Origin of the sequence: Evansella sp. AB-P1 (assembly GCF_029688925.1) — a bacterium.
GTDB lineage: Bacteria > Bacillota > Bacilli > Bacillales > Salisediminibacteriaceae > Evansella.
Genome location: NZ_JARUKY010000010.1, coordinates 14,257 through 35,886 on the forward strand (window position 1 = coordinate 14,257; position 21,630 = coordinate 35,886).

Below are 21,630 nucleotides of genomic sequence, written 5' to 3' on the forward strand. Positions count from 1 at the left end.
TCTTCGAAAGATTATTTTTTCACTTGAGACATAACTTCTTCAGCAAAGTTGTCTTCTCTTTTTTCCATTCCTTCTCCAACTTCGTATCTAAAGAAGCCTTTCACTGATGCACCTTTAGAAGCAACGAACTTACCAACTTTTTGGTCTCCATCTTTAACATAAGATTGATCATTTAAGCAAATATCTTCAAAATATTTACCTAGACGTCCTTCAACCATTTTTTCAACAATCTTTTCTGGTTTGCCTTCATTCAAAGCTTGCTGCTTTAGTACTTCTCTTTCACGTTCGATCTCTTCTTGTGATACTTCGTCACGACTTACATATTTAGGATTTAATGCTGCCACATGCATAGCAACATCTTTTGCTAGTCCTTCATCCGTTGTACCATTTAGTATTGTTAGTACACCGATACGACCACCCATGTGCAAGTAAGCACCAAACGCTTCATTTTCTTCACGTTCAACAATAGCAAAGCGACGAAGAGAAATCTTTTCACCAATCTTTGCAATTTGGTTGTTAATGTAGTTTTGTAATGTATCTTCTTCACCGTCAAATTTTTGTACTAATGCTTCTTCCACATCTTTTGGATTATTATTAAGAAGTTGAGTTGCAACAGTATCTACAAGAGTAATGAAGTTTTCATTTTTAGCAACAAAATCAGTTTCAGCATTAATTTCAACAACTATTGCTTTGTTACCTTCTACTTTAACATGTGCTAAACCTTCTGCAGCAACACGATCAGCTTTTTTTGCTGCACTTGCGATTCCTTTTTCTCGTAAGAAATCAATTGCTTTTTCCATATCACCGTCAGTTTTCGTTAATGCTTTTTTACAATCCATCATACCTGCACCTGTTTTTTCACGCAGTTCTTTTACCATACTTGCTGTAATTGCCATGGGGAAATTCCTCCTTAAATTAGTATGTAACTTTATTTCAATAGGATATACAACTATAGTTGATTTATCTGTCTCATGTTTATTATTTGAAATGGAGTTCTCCATTTAATTATATACATGAAACGGTTTTAAAAAAAGAGTGATAAAGGGTCGAGCCCTCTATCACCCTTTTCGACAAACTCTTTAAGCTGTTGTAATTTCTTCACCTTGATTTGCTTCAATTATAGCGTCTGCCATTTTTCCAGTTAATAGACGTACTGCACGAATAGCGTCATCGTTTCCAGGAATGACATAGTCAATCTCATCTGGATCACAGTTTGTATCTACAATTCCAACAATAGGAATATTTAACTTGCGAGCTTCAGCAACTGCAATACGTTCTTTACGTGGATCTACAATGAATAAAGCATCAGGAAGCTTTTCCATATCTTTAATTCCACCTAAGAATTTTTCTAAACGATCCATTTCTTTCTTTAAAAGAACAACTTCTTTTTTAGGAAGAACTTCAAAAGTACCATCTTCTTGCATTCTTTCAAGGTCCTTTAAACGACCTATACGCTTACGAATAGTATCGAAGTTTGTTAACGTACCACCTAACCAACGTTGGTTAATAAAGTACTGTCCACTACGTTCTGCTTCTTCTTTCACAGCATCTTGTGCTTGCTTTTTCGTTCCAACGAATAGGACTGTTCCGCCTTGTCCAGCTACGTCACGAACGTAGTTAAACGCTTCCTCAACTTTTTTGACCGTCTTTTGTAGGTCGATAATGTAAATTCCGTTTCTTTCGGTGAAGATGTAGCGATCCATCTTAGGGTTCCAACGACGTGTTTGATGTCCGAAGTGTACACCCGCTTCTAATAATTGTTTCATGGAAATCACTGCCATTTCACACACCTCCTCTTGGTTTTTTTCCTCCGTCTACATCTTTTTTTAATAAGACTATTTTTGATAGCACCATTATTAAAATCAGTAGACGTGTGTAATTTTGTAATTAACACCGAGAAATAATATACCATATTGTCATACCTATGACAAGTGTTCATCACGTATATTTATAAAACTTTAAAAATAATTCTACCTCTCCAGCACCCATATTTAACTGTTGAGCAATTTCCTGTACCGAATAACCTTCTTGATGTAATGATAAAATTTTTGCATTAGCTGATGTGGTTGCTTTCGAATCATCCTCAGGGACTGGAGGAGAATAAGCTTCATACTCATCATCTTCATCCTCCATACGAATGCTAGCTTTTTCTATTATAATAGACTCATCAGCAAAATCTTTTTCTTGAATTTTATCTTTATTTTCATGATTTTTTGCTCTACTTACCGTAAATTCTTTCGATCTTTTTAATACAATGTTTGCAATTCGTTCATTATTTTCTTTCATTTCTGCTGTATATGCAACAAGCATATCTTCCATTTCATTTAAAATCTTTTTTTGATCAACTATCTGTTGTTTTTCTTGCCTTTGAAACAAGATAATCATAAAAAGAAAGCTGATTAAGTGTAGGATAAAACTTATGATTAGGACATAAACCATGAAAAAAACTCCTTTACCATTTTACATCAATGGAGTTACCCTTGTAAGGATGAGATTCATTCCTTTCAAATGAATCTCCATTTATTCTTTTCTTTCTATTTTTCTGTTCTTGATGTTTCTTATTTCCTTTATTTCGTTCATCATCATTGTTTAAACGTTTTTTTTCTGTCTTTTCTGTTTCAGAGACTTGGCTTCTTTTTCTTATATTCTCAGCATGTTGATGTTGGGATAAATGTTCCTGCATAACAGTACTTCTTTGCTGCAGTTGATCTTGTAGCTTTCCTGCTGTCTGTGTTCTAGGAAGAGCTACTTGCAATTCAATGGATTTTAAACCACTCACCTTCCATCACACCCCTTTTTCCGAAACAGTATAAATTTAATGGATAGATTCAAATGTAATTTCGCTTCGATCTAGTTTGAACAGGACACGTTGATGCTTTGTTTTAATTTTTCTTTGATATTTACCAAAATGAATATCTGTATTGGGAAAGACATTTTTGAATATTTTAATATGAACATCTTGTTCATCTTCAAAATGACTTTTTAAGTCTTCTAATTTGGTCGTTATTTCTTCCAATTTACCACTTGTTTCTAGTATCGTGTTACGAATACGAAGCTTCATAAGCCGTTCTTTCGTACTTAACCCACTTGTTTTTTCCATCTCAGTAAGTCTTGTTATAAGGAGGTCGAGCTTAGCTAATTCATCTTTAGTTTGATCATATTCCCCTGCAAGACGTTGTTGACTATTGATAATTTGTTGATTAATTCCCAGAAAAATGACAGTGGGTGTATTCATGGAATTACCAACGTCATTGACTTCCATTCCTGTACCAGCAGAAATATGTCCTCCAACTATATTTCCCCGCCCATTCTTACAGTAAACAAATCCTTGCGCTTGTACTTGACTATGAAGAATAGATTGAGTTACATGAATATTTCCTTTTACATCTACATTTCCTTGATTTATAAAAGACGTATGTAAATCTCCATTTGCTCTAATGGAGCCTTTTCCTTGTGCAACAATCCCTTGTTGGATAAAAACAGATCCTCCAGATTCAATCTGAGCTGATTCAACAGAACCAAGAATCCTGATATCGCCCTGAGCCACCACTTTATAACCAGATGGTACTCCCCCACGAATGACAACATTACCGATAAAATCAATATTACCGACCTTCATGTCTAAGTCTCCGTGAACTTCATAAATAGGAAAAACATGAATAACCTTGCGTTCAATGGACATTTGGCCATCAATAGTAGAAATAATTTCACAACCATTCTCACTAACTCTCGTGTTTTTACCTGGTCGTAGCTTTATATCTCTACCTTCTTTTGCCACTTCTTCGTGACCAAATACATTCATGCCATTTACTTTTTCTACTTTTTCTACTTTAACACCTACTACTGTCCCTTGAGTAACTGCAGGTATTTCTATGACTTTTTTAAAGTCTACAGTTTGTGTATTTTCTTCCGTTATATCTTCTTTATCTTGAGTTGGTAATAGTGGTTTTAGGTACGCATCAATACCACGAATAGGTGCCTTCCCTTTTGCAATTTCCACTGGAAAGGAGACTTTTTTCTCTACTATTTGTTGTAATATATCATTATGAATGCCGAACTGAATACCATACACCATAAGCAATTCGTTCAAGTCTTCTATCGTTATTTTTGTTTCTTCATCAAAGCTTTCCAATTGTTTTATCGTTGCAATCATTTTATCAGTAGATATCCCGATTTCCAAATACTGGTTTAATTGATTAATAAATTCACTCAATATAAAACCCCCTCTTATACATTGATAAAGGAATTAGTTAAGCGCTGCTGCAACTTAAATAAAGTTCTAGAATGAATCTGAGATATACGTGACGTAGACAAATCCAAGATCTCACCAATTTCCGTCAACGTTAATTCTTCAAAGTAAAACAAACTTATAATTAGTTGTTCTTTTTCCGTTAGGGAATGAATTACCTTCACAATCTCTTCAAGCTGAACTTTTTTTTCAAGGGAATTTTCTGGTGTTGGCGTTTTGTCATCAATAATATTCAAACGATAGGTCTCATCTTTTTCATTATCTTTGGAAGCTTCATCAATAGAAAGTTGATTTGCCAGAAAGCTTTCATTCATCGTTTGCAATACTTCATCTTCATGTAGCCCTATATCATTAGCAACCTCTACAGCAGTCACGGTTCTTCCAAAATGCTGCTCCAGCTTTTCAATAGATTTTTCTATTTTCTTTGTTTTTTCACGAACAGATCGAGGAAGCCAATCCTCTTGTCGTAAACCGTCTATAATTGCTCCGCGTATACGAAAAGAGGCATATGTGTCAAACTTTAAATCTCTCGTATCATCAAATTTCTCTAATGCATCATAAAGACCTAGCATGCCATTACTTCGGAGATCATCAAGGTATATATTTTTAGGAAGATTAGCTCTGACGCGCTGAACATGATATTCAACTAATGGTAAATAAGCTTGTACAAGTCTGTCACAGCTTGCGGAATCCCTTGATTCGGTCCAAAGCTCCCAATCTTGTTTTAGCTGTGTTGATACATGAATTTGCGGCATGAGAATTCCTCCTTAAAATCTTTAAAAAACGTAATCTATCCCCGTCGTTAAAAAACGGGTTATATATCTTTAACACCTTTATTAACCGTTCGTATATTCAAAATAGTTGTTAGTGGATCGAATTCAATCGTTCTTCCACTACTTCCTCCAACGTCTTCACTTAAGATCTTAATATTATTTTCCTTTAAAAACTTTTTAACTGCTTCTACGTTCCTTGGTCCAATTCGCATTATTTCGTTCGTTGAACTAAATTTAAACATTTGGGCACCACCAGCTATTTTTGCTTTAAGCCGAGATGGCTTGGCCCCATTCTTAATTAAATAGGAAAGTAGGTCAGCAATGGCAGTATCTGCATATTTTGAACGTTGAACAGCTTTAGAACGACACTGTGATGAATCCGGTAACATAATATGAGCTAATCCACAAATCTTTACCGTATCATCGTAAATGATGATACCAACACAGGAACCAAGTCCAGATGTTCGAATTTTATCTGGTGGTATAGCATAATTTAAATCAGCCATACCTACTTTAATTACATTAGTCATTAACGTTTACCCCTAATGATTTAAATAATTTTTCAAAAGAGTCTGGATCTGGAAGTAAAAAGAAGTGACCTGTTGTTCGTGTTGAGTCATTTACTTCTATTTCATTTATTTCTGTATCTATTAGTATGGCAAAATCACCAGCTTGAGATATTTCAATTAAGCCATAACTTATAATTGCCATCGGCATATCGATCGCTAAAGCAGGAGGGGTAGGAAGCAACTGCAACGATGTGAAGTCAGACAAGGCAGATAAATAAGATCCTGCAAGAATATTTCCAGTTTCAGTCAATGCTGAAATACCAATTTCACTAGTAGAGGAATCCATAAAATCGATAGAAGTATCTCCTGTTAATTGTTGAATAAGCTTTGATGCTTCGTTCACAGGTAGCATAAAAAACATATTTCCAGGAACATCCCCTTCAATCTTCAAAAAAATAGCAGCTACAACAGCATCGTTTCCTCCTAATAAATCGTGCACTTCACTAAAGGACACGACTTTTACTGCAGGAACGTTCATATCAATCGTTTTATTTAATAACCTTGATAAAGCTGTAGCAGCGTGACCGGCCCCAATATTTCCTACTTCCTTTAATATATCCAAATGCTCAGGTTTAATTTTTTCTACAAAATCCATTACATTTTGGCCTCAATATTTTCCACTTCATTTAATTCATCAGCATTTAAAACTTTATCTAGGTTTAAAATAATAAGTAATCGTTTATCGATTTTAGCCACTCCATGGATATAACTCGTTTCCACACTTCCCACTACCTCTGGTGTAGGTTCAATTTCATCGATAGGAATATCTATTACATCATTTGCTGCATCTACAATTAAACCAACATTAACCTCATTGATAGCTACAATAATCACTCTAGAGCTATCGGAATATTGAATCTCTTCAATACCAAATCGACTACGTAAATCAATGATTGGTGTGACAACGCCTCTTAAGTTAATTACTCCTTTAACAAAATCTGCCGTACCAGGAACGCGAGTAATATGTTGAATTCTTTCAATAGAACGAACTTGCTCAACAGATACACCATACTCTTCATTTTTTAATTGAAAAACTATTACCTTCAATTCTTTTACATTTGCTTCGATATTCATGTCAATCCCTCCGTTATTATGTGGAATAATTTATTCTTTCAACATATATTTTGGCTCTTTTAACTTCATTATCTCATTAGTCAAATAATAGGTATATAGTACCTTCATGCACATTTTATAGTAACTAACAATCGGATTAACACTGATTGCTAGTCTCCACAGGAGAGATCATCCATTGCAAATAAGACACGGTGATTCAAATACAGAGTGAAGCATGCCTATTATTTAGCTTGTGTTCAATTTTGTGGTTGATTTTTGCTGCTAGGTACTCAAATTACACCTAAGAGCAATCCCACACACGAAGAAATTGTGATAGCATTTTCGAGGAGTCTCGTGGGATTCCACTCATTCCAATTAGATTAAAATTATTTTCATCCTCCATGGTGCAATTTCCACTTGCATAGGAGGACTACCCTGAAAATAGAAACGGTTCAGGAGTGAAGGGTGACGACTCCAGCGGGATCAGCACGAACCGAAAATCCCCTACCACTTACCGAGTAAGTGGTAGGAAGTTGAGGCCGTGCCCCACGCAGCCAGGACGGCAGGATTACGCCGTTGCCCACAGGACGTGGGCTGATCTTAGGTGTAATTGGTTCACCTGCAACGGATGAACTCCTCTTAGTTAGAACATTTTCATCCCCCATGGTGGAAGTTTACTTGCATGTGAGGTCTACCCTGAAAATAAACCATCATCCTTTAACACATTCTTTATTTAAAAAGTGAATTGCAGTCTACGATTAGTGCAACTTGTCCATTCCCTAAAATAGTTGCACCTGAAATAGCAAAGACGGATGATAAGTAGTTTCCTAGAGCCTTTAAAACTATTTCTTGTTGACCAATAAAGGAATCAACAACTAAGGCTGCTATTTGATCTCCCTTTCGTACAATAACAATAGAATGATATTCATCCGCTTCTCTTACTTTAGGTACTTTAAAAAGTGTAGAAAGATCTATTATTGGAACGACACTACCTCTGAAGTCGATCACTCTTTGATTGTGAGCTGCCATAATTTCACTTTCTTTAATAATAGCCGTTTCGATGATAGATGATAGTGGTATAGCATATATCTCATCTTGTAATTCTACTAGCATGACGGATATTATAGATAAGGTTAGTGGAAGCTGAATGGAAAAAATGGTTCCTTTATTTCTTTCAGAGTCCACAGTAACACTTCCACCTAATGATTCAATCTTATTTTTTACTACGTCTAGTCCTACCCCTCGACCTGAGATATCAGAAATTTTATCCGCTGTACTTAGTCCACTTGAAAAAAGTAATTCATACACTTGTTTATCCGTCAACGAATCACTTTGTTCCTTACTAATTACACCGTTCTTTATAGCTTTTTGTAAAACCTTTTCACGATAAATACCTGCTCCATCATCAGAGACTTCAATAAAAACATGATTCCCACTATGATACGCCTTTAAGGTTACTTTTCCCTCTTCATTTTTATTATTTCTCTTACGAACGTCTGGTTTTTCAATCCCATGATCAATTGAATTTCGTAATAAATGAACAAGCGGGTCCCCAATTTCATCAATAACGGTACGATCTAACTCTGTATCTGCACCAATAATTTCTAAGTTGATTTTTTTATTTAATTCTTTTGCTAAACCTCTTACCATTCTTGGAAAGCGGTTAAAAACTTGTTCTACTGGAACCATTCTCATATTTAAAATGATGTTTTGTAGGTCTCCAGATATTCGAGTCATATGTTCCACTGTTTCCGTTAAGTCATTATTCTTTAAATCCTGAGAAATTTTCTCTAAACGCCCACGATCAATTACTATCTCTTCAAATAGGTTCATTAAGCTATCTAGCCGTTCAATATTAACACGAATGGTTTTATTTAAAGAGCCACCTTGTTGCACCTTATTATTTTTTTCACTAGTAGGTTCCACTGGATTCAAATCACTTGTGATGTTATTTTCTAGGGAATCCACTTCACTAATGTTGTCCTTTGCAGTCTCATTTTTATCATGATTGGAAAGTTGATCTACATCAATCGTTATGATATTTACACTATCAATCTCAGAAACTTTTAATATTTTTGCTTCAACCTCATTTGCAGAATCTTTCGTTAAAAGAGTGATTGAAAATTCTAACTCAAAGTTCTCTTCCTCTAATTGTTCTACAGTAGGCTGGGACTTAATGACTTCACCAATTTTCTCTACTACTTCAAAAACCATATACACACGTGCAGCTTTTAAAATGCAATCTTCTCGTAAACAAACGTTAATATAATAAGCTTGAAATCCCTGTTCCCTTGATTGAGATAATACAGTAAGTTCAAAGTCATCAAATGGTGGAAGTTGATTATTATATGTATGATCACTTTCTTCTTCCTTCATTACTTCAACTGTTGCTGCTACTTCATTAATAAATGTACCTTGTTCTATTTTTTCTAATTTTTGAACAGTAGATATAACATTTCGTTTACCGTCCCCACTATTCTCAATGTCCGTTACCATTGCCTCAAGGTGGTCTACTGATTCAAAGACGACATCCATCATTTGTGAACTTACTGTTACGGTCCCATTACGTATACTATCTAGGACATTTTCCATTTGATGAGTTAGACTTGCTAAGTCTTCATAGCCCATCGTTGCAGCCATCCCTTTTAGGGTATGGGCAGAACGGAAAATTTCACTAATTAATAATGAGTCCTTAGGGTTATTTTCTAGCTTTAGAAGATGGTCATTCATGGACTGTAAATGCTCTTTACTTTCTTCAATAAACATGTCTAAGTACTGATTTTTTTCCATCTAATTCCCTCCTAGTGACAATGTTGAATGATTGTTGAAGCAACTTGTTCTAAATCAACAACTACGTTAACTCGTTTCGATTCAATAGCAGCACGAGGCATTCCATACACAACCGCTGAATTACTAGATTCAGCAATGGCAATGACCTTTTTATTATTCGATAAGTCTATAAGTCCTTTCGTACCATCAGAACCCATCCCAGTTAAAACAACAGCCATTACATGATAATTTAATAATTGGGCTAAAGAATGAAATAATGCATCAACAGAAGGACGATGACCGTTAACTGCAGGAGACTGATCCAATTGAACTGCTACAGAAGTCCCAATACCTCTTACTTTTAAATGGTATCCTCCAGGTGCAATATAGGCAACACCTTTTTTGATAATTTCTCCATCTTCCGCCTCTTTTACTTCAATATTTGACAGTTCATTTAACCGATTACTTAATGATTTCGTAAAACCTGCCGGCATGTGTTGTACAATCAGTATAGGATAAGGAAAATCTGCAGGGAGCTTCGTTAATACTTGCTGCAATGCTTTTGGTCCGCCTGTAGACGTTCCAATAGCAACTATCCCTTTTCTTCCTAATTTATCAAATATTTTATCCGCTGAATGGAAAGTAGGTGTTTCCTTTACCTTCGTTACCTTTAAACTATCTATCTGTTGTGCTTTTTCATTAGTCGAAAGAAGCTTTGTTAAAGAGGTAGTTGAGGCATGTATAACCTTCTCGATTAAATCGTTTTGAACTTTATGAATGTCCAATGATATTGGACCTGAAGGCTTAGAAATAAAATCGAAAGCCCCATAGTCCATTGCTCGAATAGTATTATCAGCTCCCTTCGTTGTTGTGCTAGATAACATAATAACCGGTTTCGGATACTCCTTCATAATAATTTTTAAAGCTTCCAAACCGTCTATTATTGGCATCTCAACATCTAATGTGACAACATCTGGATTATATTTTTTTATTTTTTCAATAGCATCTTCACCGTTTCGAGCAGTTGCTATTACCTCTATTCTAGAATCCTTTTTTAATAAATCTGAGATCACCTTTCGCATAAATGCAGAGTCATCTACAACAAGGACGTTGATCATGCGTTGATTCCTCCAATTCTATCGTTGGAACAAATATTTAAGCTTTGACACAAATGTATTCAATGATACTTTCTCATCCATTATTTTTGTGCCATCATTCTTTATAAACTGTAATGCTGCTTGATGAATTGCTATAGAAGGTTTGCTTTTAGGAGACATTAAGATAAAAGGAACTTGTGACCTAACTCCCTTCCAAACTATTTCATCATCCGGTAATGTTGCAATATGACTAATTTCTTTATTTAAGAATTGCAGACAAACAGATGATAGATTTCTGGCTGTGTTTACTCCATCATTTTTGTGCTTTGCACGATTAACAATCAAATGGATCGGAATAGCATTACTCTGACTATTTATATGTTTGATCATTGCGTAAGCATCTGTTATTGATGTAGGTTCTGGTGTGGTTACTAAAAATAATTCGTTAACAGATAACAGAAAGTGAATACTGCTTTGAGAAATTCCTGCACCCATATCAAATAAAATGTAATCATATTTTTGCCCTAATTGTGATAGCTGTTCTAAAAAGTAATTCATCTTCTCTTCCGTCATTTGAAACAGTTCCGTTAAACCTGTTCCCCCTGAAATAAAGGATAAGCCTTCTTGTCCTGTTTCAATAATATCCCATATTGTAAAACCCTTTTCTAGCATATCTACAATAGAGAAGTTCGTTGTTTTCCCAAGCAGTATATCAATATTAGCCATTCCAATATCAAGGTCAAAAATAATGACATTTTTGCCCAGTTTTTGTAATGCTAAACTAAAGTTTACTGAAATATTCGACTTACCTACGCCACCTTTTCCACTTACAACAGCAATGACCTTCGTGTTTTTAATATTATTCTCATTAGAACGATCTTGAAATTGCATCATTTTATTACGCAAAACGTCTGCTTGATCCTTCATTGATCGTTCATCTCCTTAATACATGTTCAATCAGCTTGGAATGGGAAGCTTCAATAATATCATCAGGTACATTTTGTCCAGTTGTAATATAAGATGTACCAAGATTAAACTCATGATGGACATTGAGCATTGCTCCATGTGACTCTGTTTCATCAGCTTTCGTAAATATGACCTTATTCAAAGTAACGGCTTGAAATTGTTTTATAATTTTCTTCATGTCTTTATATTTTGATGTTAAAGATAATACTAGATGCGTTTCCATTTCATCATCAAAATCAATAACCTGACGTAATTGCTCTACGTACAGTGGATTTCTAAAGTTTCTTCCTGCAGAATCTACTAAAATAAAGTCATACTCCTTTAAACGTTCCTTTGCTTCTTTGAAATCATTAATAGAATAGGCAACTTCAACTGGGACATTTAATATTTTGGCATATGTTTTTAATTGATCAATTGCAGCTATTCGATACGTATCAGTCGTGATGAAAGCAACTTTTTTACCGTGAACGAGAGTAGATTTTGCTGCTATTTTAGCTAACGTGGTAGTTTTTCCAACTCCTGTAGGACCAACAACATTTAAATAACGCTTATCATACTTAAAAGGTCCATATGCAATATCGCTTAGATCATCCAATATGATTTCTTCTGTCCATTTCCATAAAACCTTTTCTGATTGCTCATCGCCATTTTCTGAGTACCACCGTTTTAAAAGCTTTTTTAATATGTTTAGTCGATACACCTCTAATACTTCTTGAAATAAAAGGTGTTGATTTATTGTGTTCAAAAAGCCCGGATACTCTTCTGAACCTTGAATAGTTACAGATTGATTACTCATATTTTTAATCATTGACTTTAAATCTGCAATTTCTTTTACCAGTCCATCTTTATTTGAATTTGCATTTCTAACTGTCGAGGAAGCTTTCACTTCCTTTTTATAATGTTTTGTACCCTGTCTATGTGGAATATCAGGATCTATTGCAGCAATCACTTCAATCATTTTTTTCGTAAAAAGACCTAAAAAACCACCAGTTTCAATACGTTTTGAATTTAGGATAACTGCATCATTGCCTAATTCCTCACGAATTTTTACCATTGCCTCTGGCATATCTTTTGCAGTAAATTTTTTTACTTTCATGTTCCATTCACCACCCCAACACTTTGTACCTCTATCGTAGATTCTAATTCGTTATATGATAGTACCGGTATATGTGGTATATAACGTTCAATAATATGACGATAATACATTCTCACTGCTGGAGAACAAAGAATAATAGGCATTTGACCCGTTTCCTGCATACGTTCTACCTCCACCATTGTTGATTCAACAATAGATTGCATTTGATTTGGATCAAGGTTTAAAAAGCTTCCGTGTTCTGTTTGTTGAACAGCATCTGCTACCATTTTTTCAACTGCACCACTGACAGTAACTACGTACATTGTTTCCCCCTCAGTTGCATATTGCTTCGTTATTTGTCGAGATAAAGATTGTCGTACATATTCCGTTAATAAATCCGTATCTTTCGTCATTTGACCATAATCTGCTAATGTTTCAAAAATTACTGGTAAGTTTCGAATGGACACCTTTTCTTTAAGTAAGCGACTTAACACTTTTTGAATATCTCCGGTAGATAATGGATTCGGAGTCACGTCCTCCACTAATGTAGGATACGTTTCATTAAGATGATCAATCAATTGTTTTGTCTCTTGTCTTCCAATTAATTCATGTGCAAAGCGTTTAATCACTTCCGTTAAATGGGTTGAAACCACTGACGGAGGATCAACAACCGTATATCCAGACAATTCAGCTTGATCTTTCTGTTCCTCCGATATCCATAGTGCAGGTAATCCAAATGCTGGTTCAATCGTTTCAATACCCGTAATATTCTCATCCTCAACTCCTGGACTCATTGCCATAAAATGATCGAGGAGTAATTCCCCTTTTGACACTTCATTCCCTTTAATTTTTATGGAGTATTCATTAGGTTGCAATTGAATATTATCCCTTATACGAATAACAGGTACAATCATTCCCATCTCAATAGCTAACTGCCTTCTAATCATGACAACTCGATCTAGTAAATCTCCACCTTGATTGGCATCAGCTAATGGTATTAAACCATAGCCAAACTCGAATTCAATAGGATCTACTTGCAGTAAATTAACGACGCTTTCTGGTGACTTTATATCCTCTTCTTGGTCTTCTAATTCTCCATCAATCTCTTCAAGATCTATTGCTTTTTGCTCGTTTCGTCCAAGCATAAATCCTCCGATACCAAATATTAGAGCCACAGTTGTAGTTACCATAGCTTCTATTGGAGTAAAGAACCCTAATAATGCAATAGCACCTCCAGCTACATATAACATTTTCGGATAAGCTAGTAGCTGTTTCGTCACATCGTGACCTAAGTTCCCTTCAGACGCAGCCCGTGTTACCACAATACCTGTTGCAGTAGAAATAAGTAGTGCTGGTATTTGACTCACTAATCCATCTCCTACAGTTAGTAACGTGTATTTCCCTGCTGCCTCATTTAAGGATAAGCCTTCTTGCATCATTCCAATTACAAGACCAAAAATGATATTTATAATTACAATAACGATACCAGCAATTGCATCACCTTTAACAAATTTACTAGCACCATCCATTGATCCGTAAAAATCAGCTTCCTGTTCAATTTTCTTTCTTCTTTCTCGTGCTTCCAAATCAGATATCATTCCTGCGTTCAAGTCAGCATCAATACTCATTTGCTTACCGGGCATTGCATCTAACGTAAATCTAGCTCCTACCTCTGAAACTCGTTCTGCACCCTTAGTGATTACAACAAATTGGATAACAACAAGTATTATGAACACTACAAAACCAACAAGTGCATTACCACCAACTACAAAGTTGCCGAATGTATCAATTACGTTTCCTGCATCCCCTTGATTTCCTAGAATAGCTCGTGTTGTAGATACATTTAATCCAAGTCTGAATAACGTAATCAGTAGTAATAGAGTTGGAAAAATGGAAAACTGTAACGGTTCTCTCGTATTCATTGAAACTAGAATAATTAAGAGAGCAATAGATATATTTATGATAATTAAAAAGTCTATCATACCAGTTGGTAATGGTATGATGAGCATAATAACAATAAGGATAACTCCTAATAAAATACTAAAATCTCTAGCTGCCATTTGCTTCTCTCTCCTAACTAATCTAACCTTTATGAAAAACAGCATCCCGTTTTATCACAATTTTTTTTGAATTCGATATACATAAGCAAGCACCTCTGCCACGGCTTTAAATAAATCCTCTGGAACAGCGTCACCAATTTCTGCTTGGCTGTATAAAGCTCGAGCTAGTGGACGATTTTCTACTGTAATAACATCATTATTTTTGGCAATGTTTATTACTTTTAGAGCAATGAAGTCAACCCCTTTTGCAACAATAATTGGTGCATCCATTTGATTACCATCATATTTTAACGCTACAGCATAATGAGTTGGGTTTGTTATTACTACGTCTGCCTTCGGTACTTCTGCCATCATTCGACTCATTGCCATCTGTCTTTGTTTCTCTTTAATTTTAGACTTTATTAAAGGGTCACCTTCTGTCTTCTTATATTCATCCTTAACATCTTGTTTGGACATTTTAATATTTTTCTCATGATCATACTTTTGATACAAATAATCAAATACAGATAAGAAAATTAATAGAATAGCTACTGCAAGACCCATTATCACAGTCAAATTACCAATTAAACGAACACCTTCTCCTATAGAATAGAGAGAAAGCTTTAAAATATCGTCTAAAAATATCCAAATGATTGAAAAGGTAACGATACCAACAAGGGTAATCTTTAACATAGACTTTAAAAACTCAACTAACGCCCTTATAGAAAATATCCGTTTTGCTCCTTTGATTGGATCTAACTTCTCTAACTTCATCTTTATTGCTTCTGGGGCAAACAGAATACCTACTTGTAAATAGTTACTAAAAACTCCTGCAATCATCGCAATAAACATAAATGGAGCTACTACTAGTGCGGCTTGAAAACTATATTCAATAAACATAGACTGCACATTATTTTCTGTTAAATCTATCAGCATGTATTCCTGAAACGTAAATTGTGCTATAGAGAATAATTGTTCCACCGAAAAGCGACCAAAGAACCAAAAGGATAAAAATACAAATAATAAAATAAATGCAGTGTTTACATCTGTGCTCTTAGCAACTTGTCCTTTCTGTCTCGACTCTTTACGTTTCTTCGGTGTTGCTTTTTCTGTTTTTTCTTGTGCAAAATACTGGAGATCGAGGGAAATGTACATATGCTATACCCCTCCATAAAGTTGCATCAATGTTCTCATTGTCAACGTCATTGTTTCAATTAAATAATCTACTAAAACAAAAAATGGTGCCATAACTAAAAATAACATAATAAATCCTGCAACTATTTTTAATGGTAATCCAACCACAAATACATTTACTTGTGGTACTGATCTTGAAATCATTCCTAAAGCTACATCGATAAGGAATAGAGAACCAACAATGGGCATAGACATTTGAAAAGCGATAAGAAACATTGTGTTAAAACTAGTTACTACATGTTGCAAGACTGAATCATTCCCAAAAGGGATAAACAGCTGATCTATTGGTATAAATTGATAGCTGTAAAATACCCCATCCAATAAGATGTGATGACCATCCGTTGCTAGCAAAAATAGTAAGGCAAATGTATATAAATATCCACCTGTTAAAGGTGTTTGTGTTCCAGTTTGTGGATCGATTACATTGGCAATCATAAATCCCATCTTATAATCTATAAATCCACCTGCTACTTGAATAGCATAAAGCAATATCATTGCTACAAGCCCAACGGTCAAACCTACTAACGCCTCTTTTATAATTAATAAATAATAGCTATAATCTATTGCAATAATAGGCCAATCACCGGTAAAAAACATTAACCATGATAATAAAACTGCTATTCCGATTTTGATTGAAGCAGGTATATTTTGATAAGAAAAAAAAGGTAAAGTTACCATAAAGGATGAAACTCGTACTAAAATTAATAAAAACGCTGGAAACCAATCAAATATTTCAATAAACATAGTAACCTAACCTACAAACTGATGGAGATTACTAAAGATTTGTTGTGCAAAAGATAGTGCTTGAGACAGCATCCAAGGTCCAAAGACAATTAGAGCCACTAAAACACCAACAATTTTTGGAATAAACGCTAGCGTTTGTTCCTGAATTTGTGTCGTTGCTTGGAAAATACTAACTAAAAGTCCTAACCCTAAAGCAATTACGAGTAGAGGTCCTGCAATCATAAGGACTGTAAAAACGCCTCTCTCAGCTAACGATATGACCATTTCTTGTGTCATTTACATCACGCCCTCTAAAAACTTAATAACAATGAACGGACAACTAAGTGCCAACCATCTACCATTACAAAAAGTAATATTTTAAATGGTAAGGCTATCATGACTGGGGGTAACATCATCATCCCCATAGACATTAAGACACTAGCCACTACCATATCAATAACTAAAAAAGGAACGAATATCATAAAACCAATCTGAAAAGCTGTTTTTAATTCACTAATAGCAAAAGCTGGAACGAGTGCAGTTAAAGGAATTTCATCTAAAGATTCAGGTCGTGGTAAGCCTGCATACCCCATAAATAGTGCCAAATCCTTTTCTCGTGTATGTTGTGCCATAAACTCTTTCATAGGAATAGCAGCAGCATCAAATGCTTCTTCCTGTGTCATTTCACCAGCAAACATAGGCTGAAGTGCCTGTTCATTTACTTCCGAAAAAATCGGAGCCATAATGAAAAAAGTAATAAAAAGAGCTAATCCAACAAGTACCTGATTAGGAGGCATTTGCTGTGTTGCTAACCCTGAACGTACAAAGGATAATACAATAACAATTCGAGTAAAACACGTCATTAATATGAGTATACTAGGCGCTAATGCTAATACAGTTAATAACAGTAAAAGTTGTATTGTAGCTGTTAAGTTTGCTGGATCTTCACTAAAAATGTCCAATGCTGGTATTTCAATCATCGATCTTTCTCCTTCAATGCCGAATGAACTTTTTCTTGCGACTCCTTAACTCCTTTAAGCTCTCTTTTTAGAAGGTGCTGAAAGGATTGATTTTCCCCTTCGACGATAGATGATCGATTTAACCTTTCTTTGAACCAATTTGTTGCTTTCGAGATTGGTTGGTCAAATACTTCTTGAGGCTTATGCTCTTCAAGAATTTGTTCTATCTCTTCAGCATCATCAATTTCTTTTAATAGCTGAATGGAGTCACCTACACCTACAACGAATAATTTATTACCTACTCGGATGATTTGAACAGAACGATTGGATCCAAGTGGAACCCCACCAACACTTTCAATAGTTGAATGGCTTCGAAATGCTCTACTACGACTATTAACAAACTTTAATAATCCATATATTAAAAAGATAACAACTGCTAATGCAAAAAACATTTGTAACGATAATAAAAATAAATTTTGATCATTTCCACTAGCAATTAAGTCTTCATTTTCTACTACATTATCTTCTTGGCTATTTCCCTCTGTTGGAGATATACCGTCGTCATCTTCAGGATCACTGTTAAACATATCCCCTACACTCCCATCACCATCTCCGAAATCTCCATCGTTTGCAAATGTAATTGAGGGAGTTACAAGAAATAGTGCAATCACTACATATACAATCATTCTCTTAAGCTGATTCAATGACGACACTCCTCTAAAGCTGTTATCCTAATGTTTTATTTATAGCTTCCAATACACGTTCTGCTTGAAAAGGTTTTACGATGAAATCTTTAGCTCCTGCTTGAATAGCATCTATAACCATCGCTTGTTGTCCCATTGCTGAACACATAATGACTTTAGCATTTGGATCATGCTTTTTTATTTCTTTCAAAGATGTAATACCATCCATTTCAGGCATTGTAATATCCATTGTAACTAAATCTGGGGAGTGCTCTTTATAAAGGTCAACTGCTTGTGCCCCATCACCAGCTTCAGCAACCACCTCAAAGTTGTTTTTTGATAAGATATCCTTTATCATCATTCTCATAAATGCTGCGTCGTCTACTATTAATACTTTAACTGACATTATTACTCCTCCTTGTATGAATCTCTATGATTTTATGGTTTATATTAAACTATCGTAACTGAGATATTCGTTCTCGTTGACTAACAATATCAGTTACTCGAACACCAAAGTTCTCGTCGATCACTACAACCTCACCTTTTGCAATTAGCTTCTGATTTACCAATATATCTACAGGCTCACCTGCTAGCTTATCTAATTCAATGATAGAACCTTGACTTAATTCAAGAATATCCTTAATAGAACGTTTTGTTCTTCCTAGCTCAACGGTTACTTCTAGTGGTATATCTAATAGCATATCCAAATTTTTAGCTTCGGTATTTGATAGAGAAGGTGTCTCAAAATTCGAAAAGGCTGCAGGTTGAACATTCGATGCTCTTTCAGTCGATTTAGGTGAAGTAGAATAATGCTGCGACTCTCTAGGTTCAATCTTATTGGTGGAAGTAGTCTGATGATTTTGATCTAATTCCGTCGAACTGTACGAATGTTGTGTATTTGAATATTCAGTATTTGAAATACTACCCTCGTCATTATTGCTTATATAATTCTCAGGTTCCGCTGATACAGATGAAGTAGTTTCTTCCTCTTCCTCATCATTAGAAGGGTTCATGAGCTGGTGGACTAAGTCCTTTGCAAAACTAACTGTTACTAATTGCATAATTTTAGAATCTATTAAACTTCCAACTTTTAAGTCGAATGATATTTCAACAAGTACATTATCACTAGGTAGTATCTCATCATTAGATGATGCCTCATTAAAATTGATCAAATCTATATCAGGAGGAGAAATATCTACTCTCTTACTAAATATTGTTGACATAGATGTTGATGCTGATCCCATCATTTGATTCATTGCTTCTTGAACAGCACTAATCTCTAGTTCTCCAAGATCTTCCTTAGCATTAGTACCATCATTTCCTAGCATTAAGTCAGCAATAATTGCTGCATCCGTTGTCTTCATAACAAACAAATTTAATCCTTCAAATCCTTCTGTATATTCTACAGAAATAACGACGTGTGGTCTTGGAAACTTATTTTCTAAAGAAGACTTTTCAAGGACAGATAACTTCGGTGTTGTAATATCTACCTTTTGGTTTAATAAAGTAGATAACGCTGTTGCAGAGCTTCCGAATGAAATATTTCCGATCTCCCCTAGTGCGTCTTGTTCAATTTCTGATAAATAGTTTTCAATAACAAGATTGTCAGAGTCATCATTCGTAACAATCGTATCCTCATCATTCATTCCATTTAGAAGTGCATTTATCTCTTCTTGAGATAACATATCACCATTCATTGCCTTCTCCCTCCTCCTCGATCAGATCGGTAATTTGAACAGCTAAATTACTTTTTATTTTTCCTGGCTGCACATAGTATTTTGGTCTGTCTTCTAGACGTACGAGCAACGGGTCTTCAATAAACTGATCAAGTTCAATAATATCATTATTACTTATTTGCAAAAATTCATTTATAGTAATTTGAGACTTACCAAGTTCTACTATTAAGTCTAATGATGCCTTTTTAATATTGCTTTCTAACGCGGCAATTTCCTCTGGTTGAGGATCCTTTTTGTTTTGCTGCATCCACAAATGCGCTGATAATTTAGGTAAAATAGATTCAATAACCACATGTGGTAAACAAATATTTATCATACCTGATGCTTCTCCAACCGTAGTAGAAAGTGATATGACTACAACCGTTTCATTTGGAGAAACTAACTGTAAAAACTGTGGATTTACTTCCATTTCGTCCATCATAGGATCCGTTTCAATAATAGATTCCCATGCTTCACGAAACGTTTCCAACGTTCGCTGAAATAATTGTGTCAAAATCTTTGATTCTATCTCAGTTAAATTATCAACCTTGTTAACAGCTTCCCCTACCCCCCCTAATAAGCGATCTAAAATTGCATACGCAATGTTAGGGTTAACTTCCATTACGAAGCGTCCGTTAAGTGGATAAGGTTCAAAAACATTAAGAATAGTCATTTTAGGTACAGAACGTATAAACTCCTCGTACGGAAGCTGGTCAACAGAGGCAACTGTAATCTGGACATACGTTCTAAGCTGGGCAGACAGTTGGGTCGTTAAAAGCCTTGCAAAGTTTTCGTGAATTCTCGTTAAGCTACGAATTTGATCCTTGGAAAACCGGAGGGCTCGCTTAAAATCATATACTTTTATTTTTTTCTTCGTCTCTTCTTTTTTTAGCTCATCCGCATCCATCTCTCCTGTTGACAGAGCAGACAATAAGGCATCTATTTCTCCTTGTGATAACACATCAGCCATGGAGCCTCACCTCTCTTTACTACTTATTTGAAGCTCTATTGAATGACTCTAGCATTCATATACACTTGAACCACATAACCATCATCCATAATTTCATTCACTCGATCTCGAATAATTTTTTCTAATTCAAGAATCCCTTTCGAGCCTCTAAAATCACTTTCTTTCATGTCAGCAAGTTCTTGAATAATAATATTTTCAATTTGAAAATCTCTCTTTTCAAATTCTGTTGTTGCCCTAGTATTGTCTAATTGAAAAACAAATTTTGATCGTATAACATGATTGGATAATAGATTAGTTGTAATTTCATCTGTCTCTACCGAAACTCTTAATATTTCGTCTATCGTTAATTCACTCTCCGCTTTCGTTTCTTGAAAAAATTGCGTATATAGGACAATTGTTAATACTCCCATAAGTGTTAACGTTGATAGAATAACTAGCATAATATTAAACAATTTATTTTTAAACATATATTCACCGATCCTCTTGATCAAGCTCTTCATTCTTAAAAACTGCGGTTAAACCTACTTTCTTATAAAAACCTTCTACTTTCTGAACAACCTCTATTTCTGATTCTTTTACCACGAGCTTTTTACCATTTGTTAATGTAATCGTAGTATCCGGAAAAGCTTGTATCTGCTCAATGTACAAAGCATTCAATGTAAATGATTGGTCATTTAATCTTGTCAATTCTATCAATGTAATGTATAGGCTACATCTGTGTAACCTATCCTCCTTTTAGAATTTTTCTAATTAATTTGTTAGTCAGTGTTAAATTGTCTTAACACTGACTAACATA

The 21,630-nt window shown here is 35.0% G+C and carries 24 protein-coding genes; all 24 read right to left on the minus strand.

All coding sequences use genetic code 11. From position 1 onward, the window contains the following. Positions 1-11: 11 nt before the first annotated feature. The 24 genes from tsf to QA612_RS11855 all read right to left on the minus strand — a co-directional run bounded on the left by tsf (position 12) and on the right by QA612_RS11855 (position 21,530). Positions 12-896 carry a translation elongation factor Ts gene (gene tsf / locus QA612_RS11740; RefSeq protein WP_278284006.1) on the minus strand — a complete coding sequence of 295 codons (885 nt, stop codon included), beginning with the start codon at positions 894-896 and terminating at the stop codon, positions 12-14. Positions 897-1,079: 183 nt separating this feature from the next. After that, complete coding sequence (gene rpsB, locus QA612_RS11745; protein ID WP_278284007.1) at positions 1,080-1,781, minus strand: 30S ribosomal protein S2; 702 nt, start codon at positions 1,779-1,781, stop codon at positions 1,080-1,082. A 157-nt stretch (positions 1,782-1,938) separates the two neighbouring features. Continuing rightward, positions 1,939-2,439 (minus strand): DUF6115 domain-containing protein, encoded by a 501-nt coding sequence (locus tag QA612_RS11750; protein WP_278284008.1) that lies wholly within the window; start codon positions 2,437-2,439, stop codon positions 1,939-1,941. A 13-nt stretch (positions 2,440-2,452) separates the two neighbouring features. Further along, positions 2,453-2,779, minus strand: a complete 327-nt coding sequence (locus tag QA612_RS11755) for a hypothetical protein (RefSeq protein ID WP_278284010.1) — start codon at positions 2,777-2,779, stop codon at positions 2,453-2,455. Between the two features lie 36 nt (positions 2,780-2,815). After that, the gene (locus QA612_RS11760) at positions 2,816-4,213 is read right to left on the minus strand and encodes a DUF342 domain-containing protein (RefSeq protein ID WP_278284011.1); all 1,398 of its coding nucleotides are present in this window, start codon (positions 4,211-4,213) and stop codon (positions 2,816-2,818) included. Between the two features lie 14 nt (positions 4,214-4,227). Further along, positions 4,228-5,004, minus strand: coding sequence for a FliA/WhiG family RNA polymerase sigma factor (locus QA612_RS11765; protein WP_278284012.1), 777 nt, complete (start codon positions 5,002-5,004; stop codon positions 4,228-4,230). A 59-nt stretch (positions 5,005-5,063) separates the two neighbouring features. Beyond that, the gene (locus QA612_RS11770) at positions 5,064-5,552 is read right to left on the minus strand and encodes a chemotaxis protein CheD (protein WP_278284013.1); all 489 of its coding nucleotides are present in this window, start codon (positions 5,550-5,552) and stop codon (positions 5,064-5,066) included. Continuing rightward, positions 5,545-6,186 carry a chemotaxis protein CheC gene (locus tag QA612_RS11775; RefSeq protein ID WP_278284014.1) on the minus strand — a complete coding sequence of 214 codons (642 nt, stop codon included), beginning with the start codon at positions 6,184-6,186 and terminating at the stop codon, positions 5,545-5,547. Before QA612_RS11775 ends, QA612_RS11770 begins: the two co-directional genes overlap by 8 nt. Then, entirely contained in the window at positions 6,186-6,665 is a 480-nt protein-coding gene (locus QA612_RS11780; RefSeq protein ID WP_278284015.1) for a chemotaxis protein CheW, read from the minus strand. Before QA612_RS11780 ends, QA612_RS11775 begins: the two co-directional genes overlap by 1 nt. A gap of 708 nt (positions 6,666-7,373) precedes the next feature. Continuing rightward, a complete protein-coding gene (locus tag QA612_RS11785; protein ID WP_278284016.1) occupies positions 7,374-9,434 on the minus strand; it encodes a chemotaxis protein CheA in 2,061 nt (686 codons plus the stop codon). Between the two features lie 11 nt (positions 9,435-9,445). Then, on the minus strand, positions 9,446-10,531 hold the full coding sequence (locus tag QA612_RS11790; RefSeq protein ID WP_278284017.1) for a protein-glutamate methylesterase/protein-glutamine glutaminase: 1,086 nt from the start codon (positions 10,529-10,531) through the stop codon (positions 9,446-9,448). An 18-nt stretch (positions 10,532-10,549) separates the two neighbouring features. Then, positions 10,550-11,437, minus strand: coding sequence for a MinD/ParA family protein (locus tag QA612_RS11795; RefSeq protein WP_278284018.1), 888 nt, complete (start codon positions 11,435-11,437; stop codon positions 10,550-10,552). Between the two features lie 7 nt (positions 11,438-11,444). Further along, on the minus strand, positions 11,445-12,572 hold the full coding sequence (gene flhF, locus QA612_RS11800; protein ID WP_278284019.1) for a flagellar biosynthesis GTPase FlhF: 1,128 nt from the start codon (positions 12,570-12,572) through the stop codon (positions 11,445-11,447). After that, positions 12,569-14,611: a flagellar biosynthesis protein FlhA gene (flhA, locus tag QA612_RS11805; RefSeq protein WP_278284020.1), complete on the minus strand. Its 2,043-nt coding sequence runs from the start codon at positions 14,609-14,611 to the stop codon at positions 12,569-12,571. Before flhA ends, flhF begins: the two co-directional genes overlap by 4 nt. Positions 14,612-14,665: 54 nt before the next feature. Continuing rightward, positions 14,666-15,745, minus strand: a complete 1,080-nt coding sequence (gene flhB, locus QA612_RS11810) for a flagellar biosynthesis protein FlhB (protein ID WP_278284021.1) — start codon at positions 15,743-15,745, stop codon at positions 14,666-14,668. A 3-nt stretch (positions 15,746-15,748) separates the two neighbouring features. Further along, a complete protein-coding gene (gene fliR / locus QA612_RS11815) occupies positions 15,749-16,528 on the minus strand; it encodes a flagellar biosynthetic protein FliR (RefSeq protein ID WP_278284022.1) in 780 nt (259 codons plus the stop codon). A gap of 6 nt (positions 16,529-16,534) precedes the next feature. After that, positions 16,535-16,804 carry a flagellar biosynthesis protein FliQ gene (fliQ, locus tag QA612_RS11820; protein WP_278284023.1) on the minus strand — a complete coding sequence of 90 codons (270 nt, stop codon included), beginning with the start codon at positions 16,802-16,804 and terminating at the stop codon, positions 16,535-16,537. A 14-nt stretch (positions 16,805-16,818) separates the two neighbouring features. Continuing rightward, positions 16,819-17,487, minus strand: coding sequence for a flagellar type III secretion system pore protein FliP (gene fliP / locus QA612_RS11825; RefSeq protein ID WP_278284024.1), 669 nt, complete (start codon positions 17,485-17,487; stop codon positions 16,819-16,821). Further along, on the minus strand, positions 17,484-18,170 hold the full coding sequence (gene fliO, locus QA612_RS11830; protein WP_278284025.1) for a flagellar biosynthetic protein FliO: 687 nt from the start codon (positions 18,168-18,170) through the stop codon (positions 17,484-17,486). The genes fliP and fliO overlap by 4 nt, the downstream gene beginning before the upstream one ends. A gap of 22 nt (positions 18,171-18,192) precedes the next feature. After that, a complete protein-coding gene (locus tag QA612_RS11835) occupies positions 18,193-18,555 on the minus strand; it encodes a response regulator (protein ID WP_278284026.1) in 363 nt (120 codons plus the stop codon). A 49-nt stretch (positions 18,556-18,604) separates the two neighbouring features. Beyond that, entirely contained in the window at positions 18,605-19,846 is a 1,242-nt protein-coding gene (gene fliY / locus QA612_RS11840; RefSeq protein ID WP_278284027.1) for a flagellar motor switch phosphatase FliY, read from the minus strand. Then, complete coding sequence (fliM, locus tag QA612_RS11845) at positions 19,836-20,834, minus strand: flagellar motor switch protein FliM (protein WP_278284028.1); 999 nt, start codon at positions 20,832-20,834, stop codon at positions 19,836-19,838. The genes fliY and fliM overlap by 11 nt, the downstream gene beginning before the upstream one ends. 35 nt (positions 20,835-20,869) lie before the next feature. Then, positions 20,870-21,301, minus strand: coding sequence for a flagellar basal body-associated protein FliL (gene fliL, locus QA612_RS11850; protein WP_278284029.1), 432 nt, complete (start codon positions 21,299-21,301; stop codon positions 20,870-20,872). A gap of 4 nt (positions 21,302-21,305) precedes the next feature. Next, positions 21,306-21,530, minus strand: coding sequence for a flagellar FlbD family protein (locus QA612_RS11855; protein ID WP_278284030.1), 225 nt, complete (start codon positions 21,528-21,530; stop codon positions 21,306-21,308). Positions 21,531-21,630 lie beyond the last annotated feature (100 nt).

What these genes read in the sequence shown, in the direction of transcription:
- tsf (WP_278284006.1), bottom strand. Translation starts at nt 896, where the DNA reads ATGGCAATTACAGCAAGTATGGTAAAAGAACTGCGTGAAAAAACAGGT.
- rpsB (WP_278284007.1), bottom strand. Translation starts at nt 1,781, where the DNA reads ATGGCAGTGATTTCCATGAAACAATTATTAGAAGCGGGTGTACACTTC.
- QA612_RS11750 (WP_278284008.1), bottom strand. Translation starts at nt 2,439, where the DNA reads ATGGTTTATGTCCTAATCATAAGTTTTATCCTACACTTAATCAGCTTT.
- QA612_RS11765 (WP_278284012.1), bottom strand. Translation starts at nt 5,004, where the DNA reads ATGCCGCAAATTCATGTATCAACACAGCTAAAACAAGATTGGGAGCTT.
- QA612_RS11770 (WP_278284013.1), bottom strand. Translation starts at nt 5,552, where the DNA reads ATGACTAATGTAATTAAAGTAGGTATGGCTGATTTAAATTATGCTATA.
- QA612_RS11775 (WP_278284014.1), bottom strand. Translation starts at nt 6,186, where the DNA reads ATGGATTTTGTAGAAAAAATTAAACCTGAGCATTTGGATATATTAAAG.
- QA612_RS11780 (WP_278284015.1), bottom strand. Translation starts at nt 6,665, where the DNA reads ATGAATATCGAAGCAAATGTAAAAGAATTGAAGGTAATAGTTTTTCAA.
- QA612_RS11785 (WP_278284016.1), bottom strand. Translation starts at nt 9,434, where the DNA reads ATGGAAAAAAATCAGTACTTAGACATGTTTATTGAAGAAAGTAAAGAG.
- QA612_RS11790 (WP_278284017.1), bottom strand. Translation starts at nt 10,531, where the DNA reads ATGATCAACGTCCTTGTTGTAGATGACTCTGCATTTATGCGAAAGGTG.
- QA612_RS11795 (WP_278284018.1), bottom strand. Translation starts at nt 11,437, where the DNA reads ATGAAGGATCAAGCAGACGTTTTGCGTAATAAAATGATGCAATTTCAA.
- flhF (WP_278284019.1), bottom strand. Translation starts at nt 12,572, where the DNA reads ATGAAAGTAAAAAAATTTACTGCAAAAGATATGCCAGAGGCAATGGTA.
- flhA (WP_278284020.1), bottom strand. Translation starts at nt 14,611, where the DNA reads ATGGCAGCTAGAGATTTTAGTATTTTATTAGGAGTTATCCTTATTGTT.
- flhB (WP_278284021.1), bottom strand. Translation starts at nt 15,745, where the DNA reads ATGTACATTTCCCTCGATCTCCAGTATTTTGCACAAGAAAAAACAGAA.
- fliR (WP_278284022.1), bottom strand. Translation starts at nt 16,528, where the DNA reads ATGTTTATTGAAATATTTGATTGGTTTCCAGCGTTTTTATTAATTTTA.
- fliQ (WP_278284023.1), bottom strand. Translation starts at nt 16,804, where the DNA reads ATGACACAAGAAATGGTCATATCGTTAGCTGAGAGAGGCGTTTTTACA.
- fliP (WP_278284024.1), bottom strand. Translation starts at nt 17,487, where the DNA reads ATGATTGAAATACCAGCATTGGACATTTTTAGTGAAGATCCAGCAAAC.
- QA612_RS11835 (WP_278284026.1), bottom strand. Translation starts at nt 18,555, where the DNA reads ATGTCAGTTAAAGTATTAATAGTAGACGACGCAGCATTTATGAGAATG.
- fliY (WP_278284027.1), bottom strand. Translation starts at nt 19,846, where the DNA reads ATGAATGGTGATATGTTATCTCAAGAAGAGATAAATGCACTTCTAAAT.
- fliM (WP_278284028.1), bottom strand. Translation starts at nt 20,834, where the DNA reads ATGGCTGATGTGTTATCACAAGGAGAAATAGATGCCTTATTGTCTGCT.
- fliL (WP_278284029.1), bottom strand. Translation starts at nt 21,301, where the DNA reads ATGTTTAAAAATAAATTGTTTAATATTATGCTAGTTATTCTATCAACG.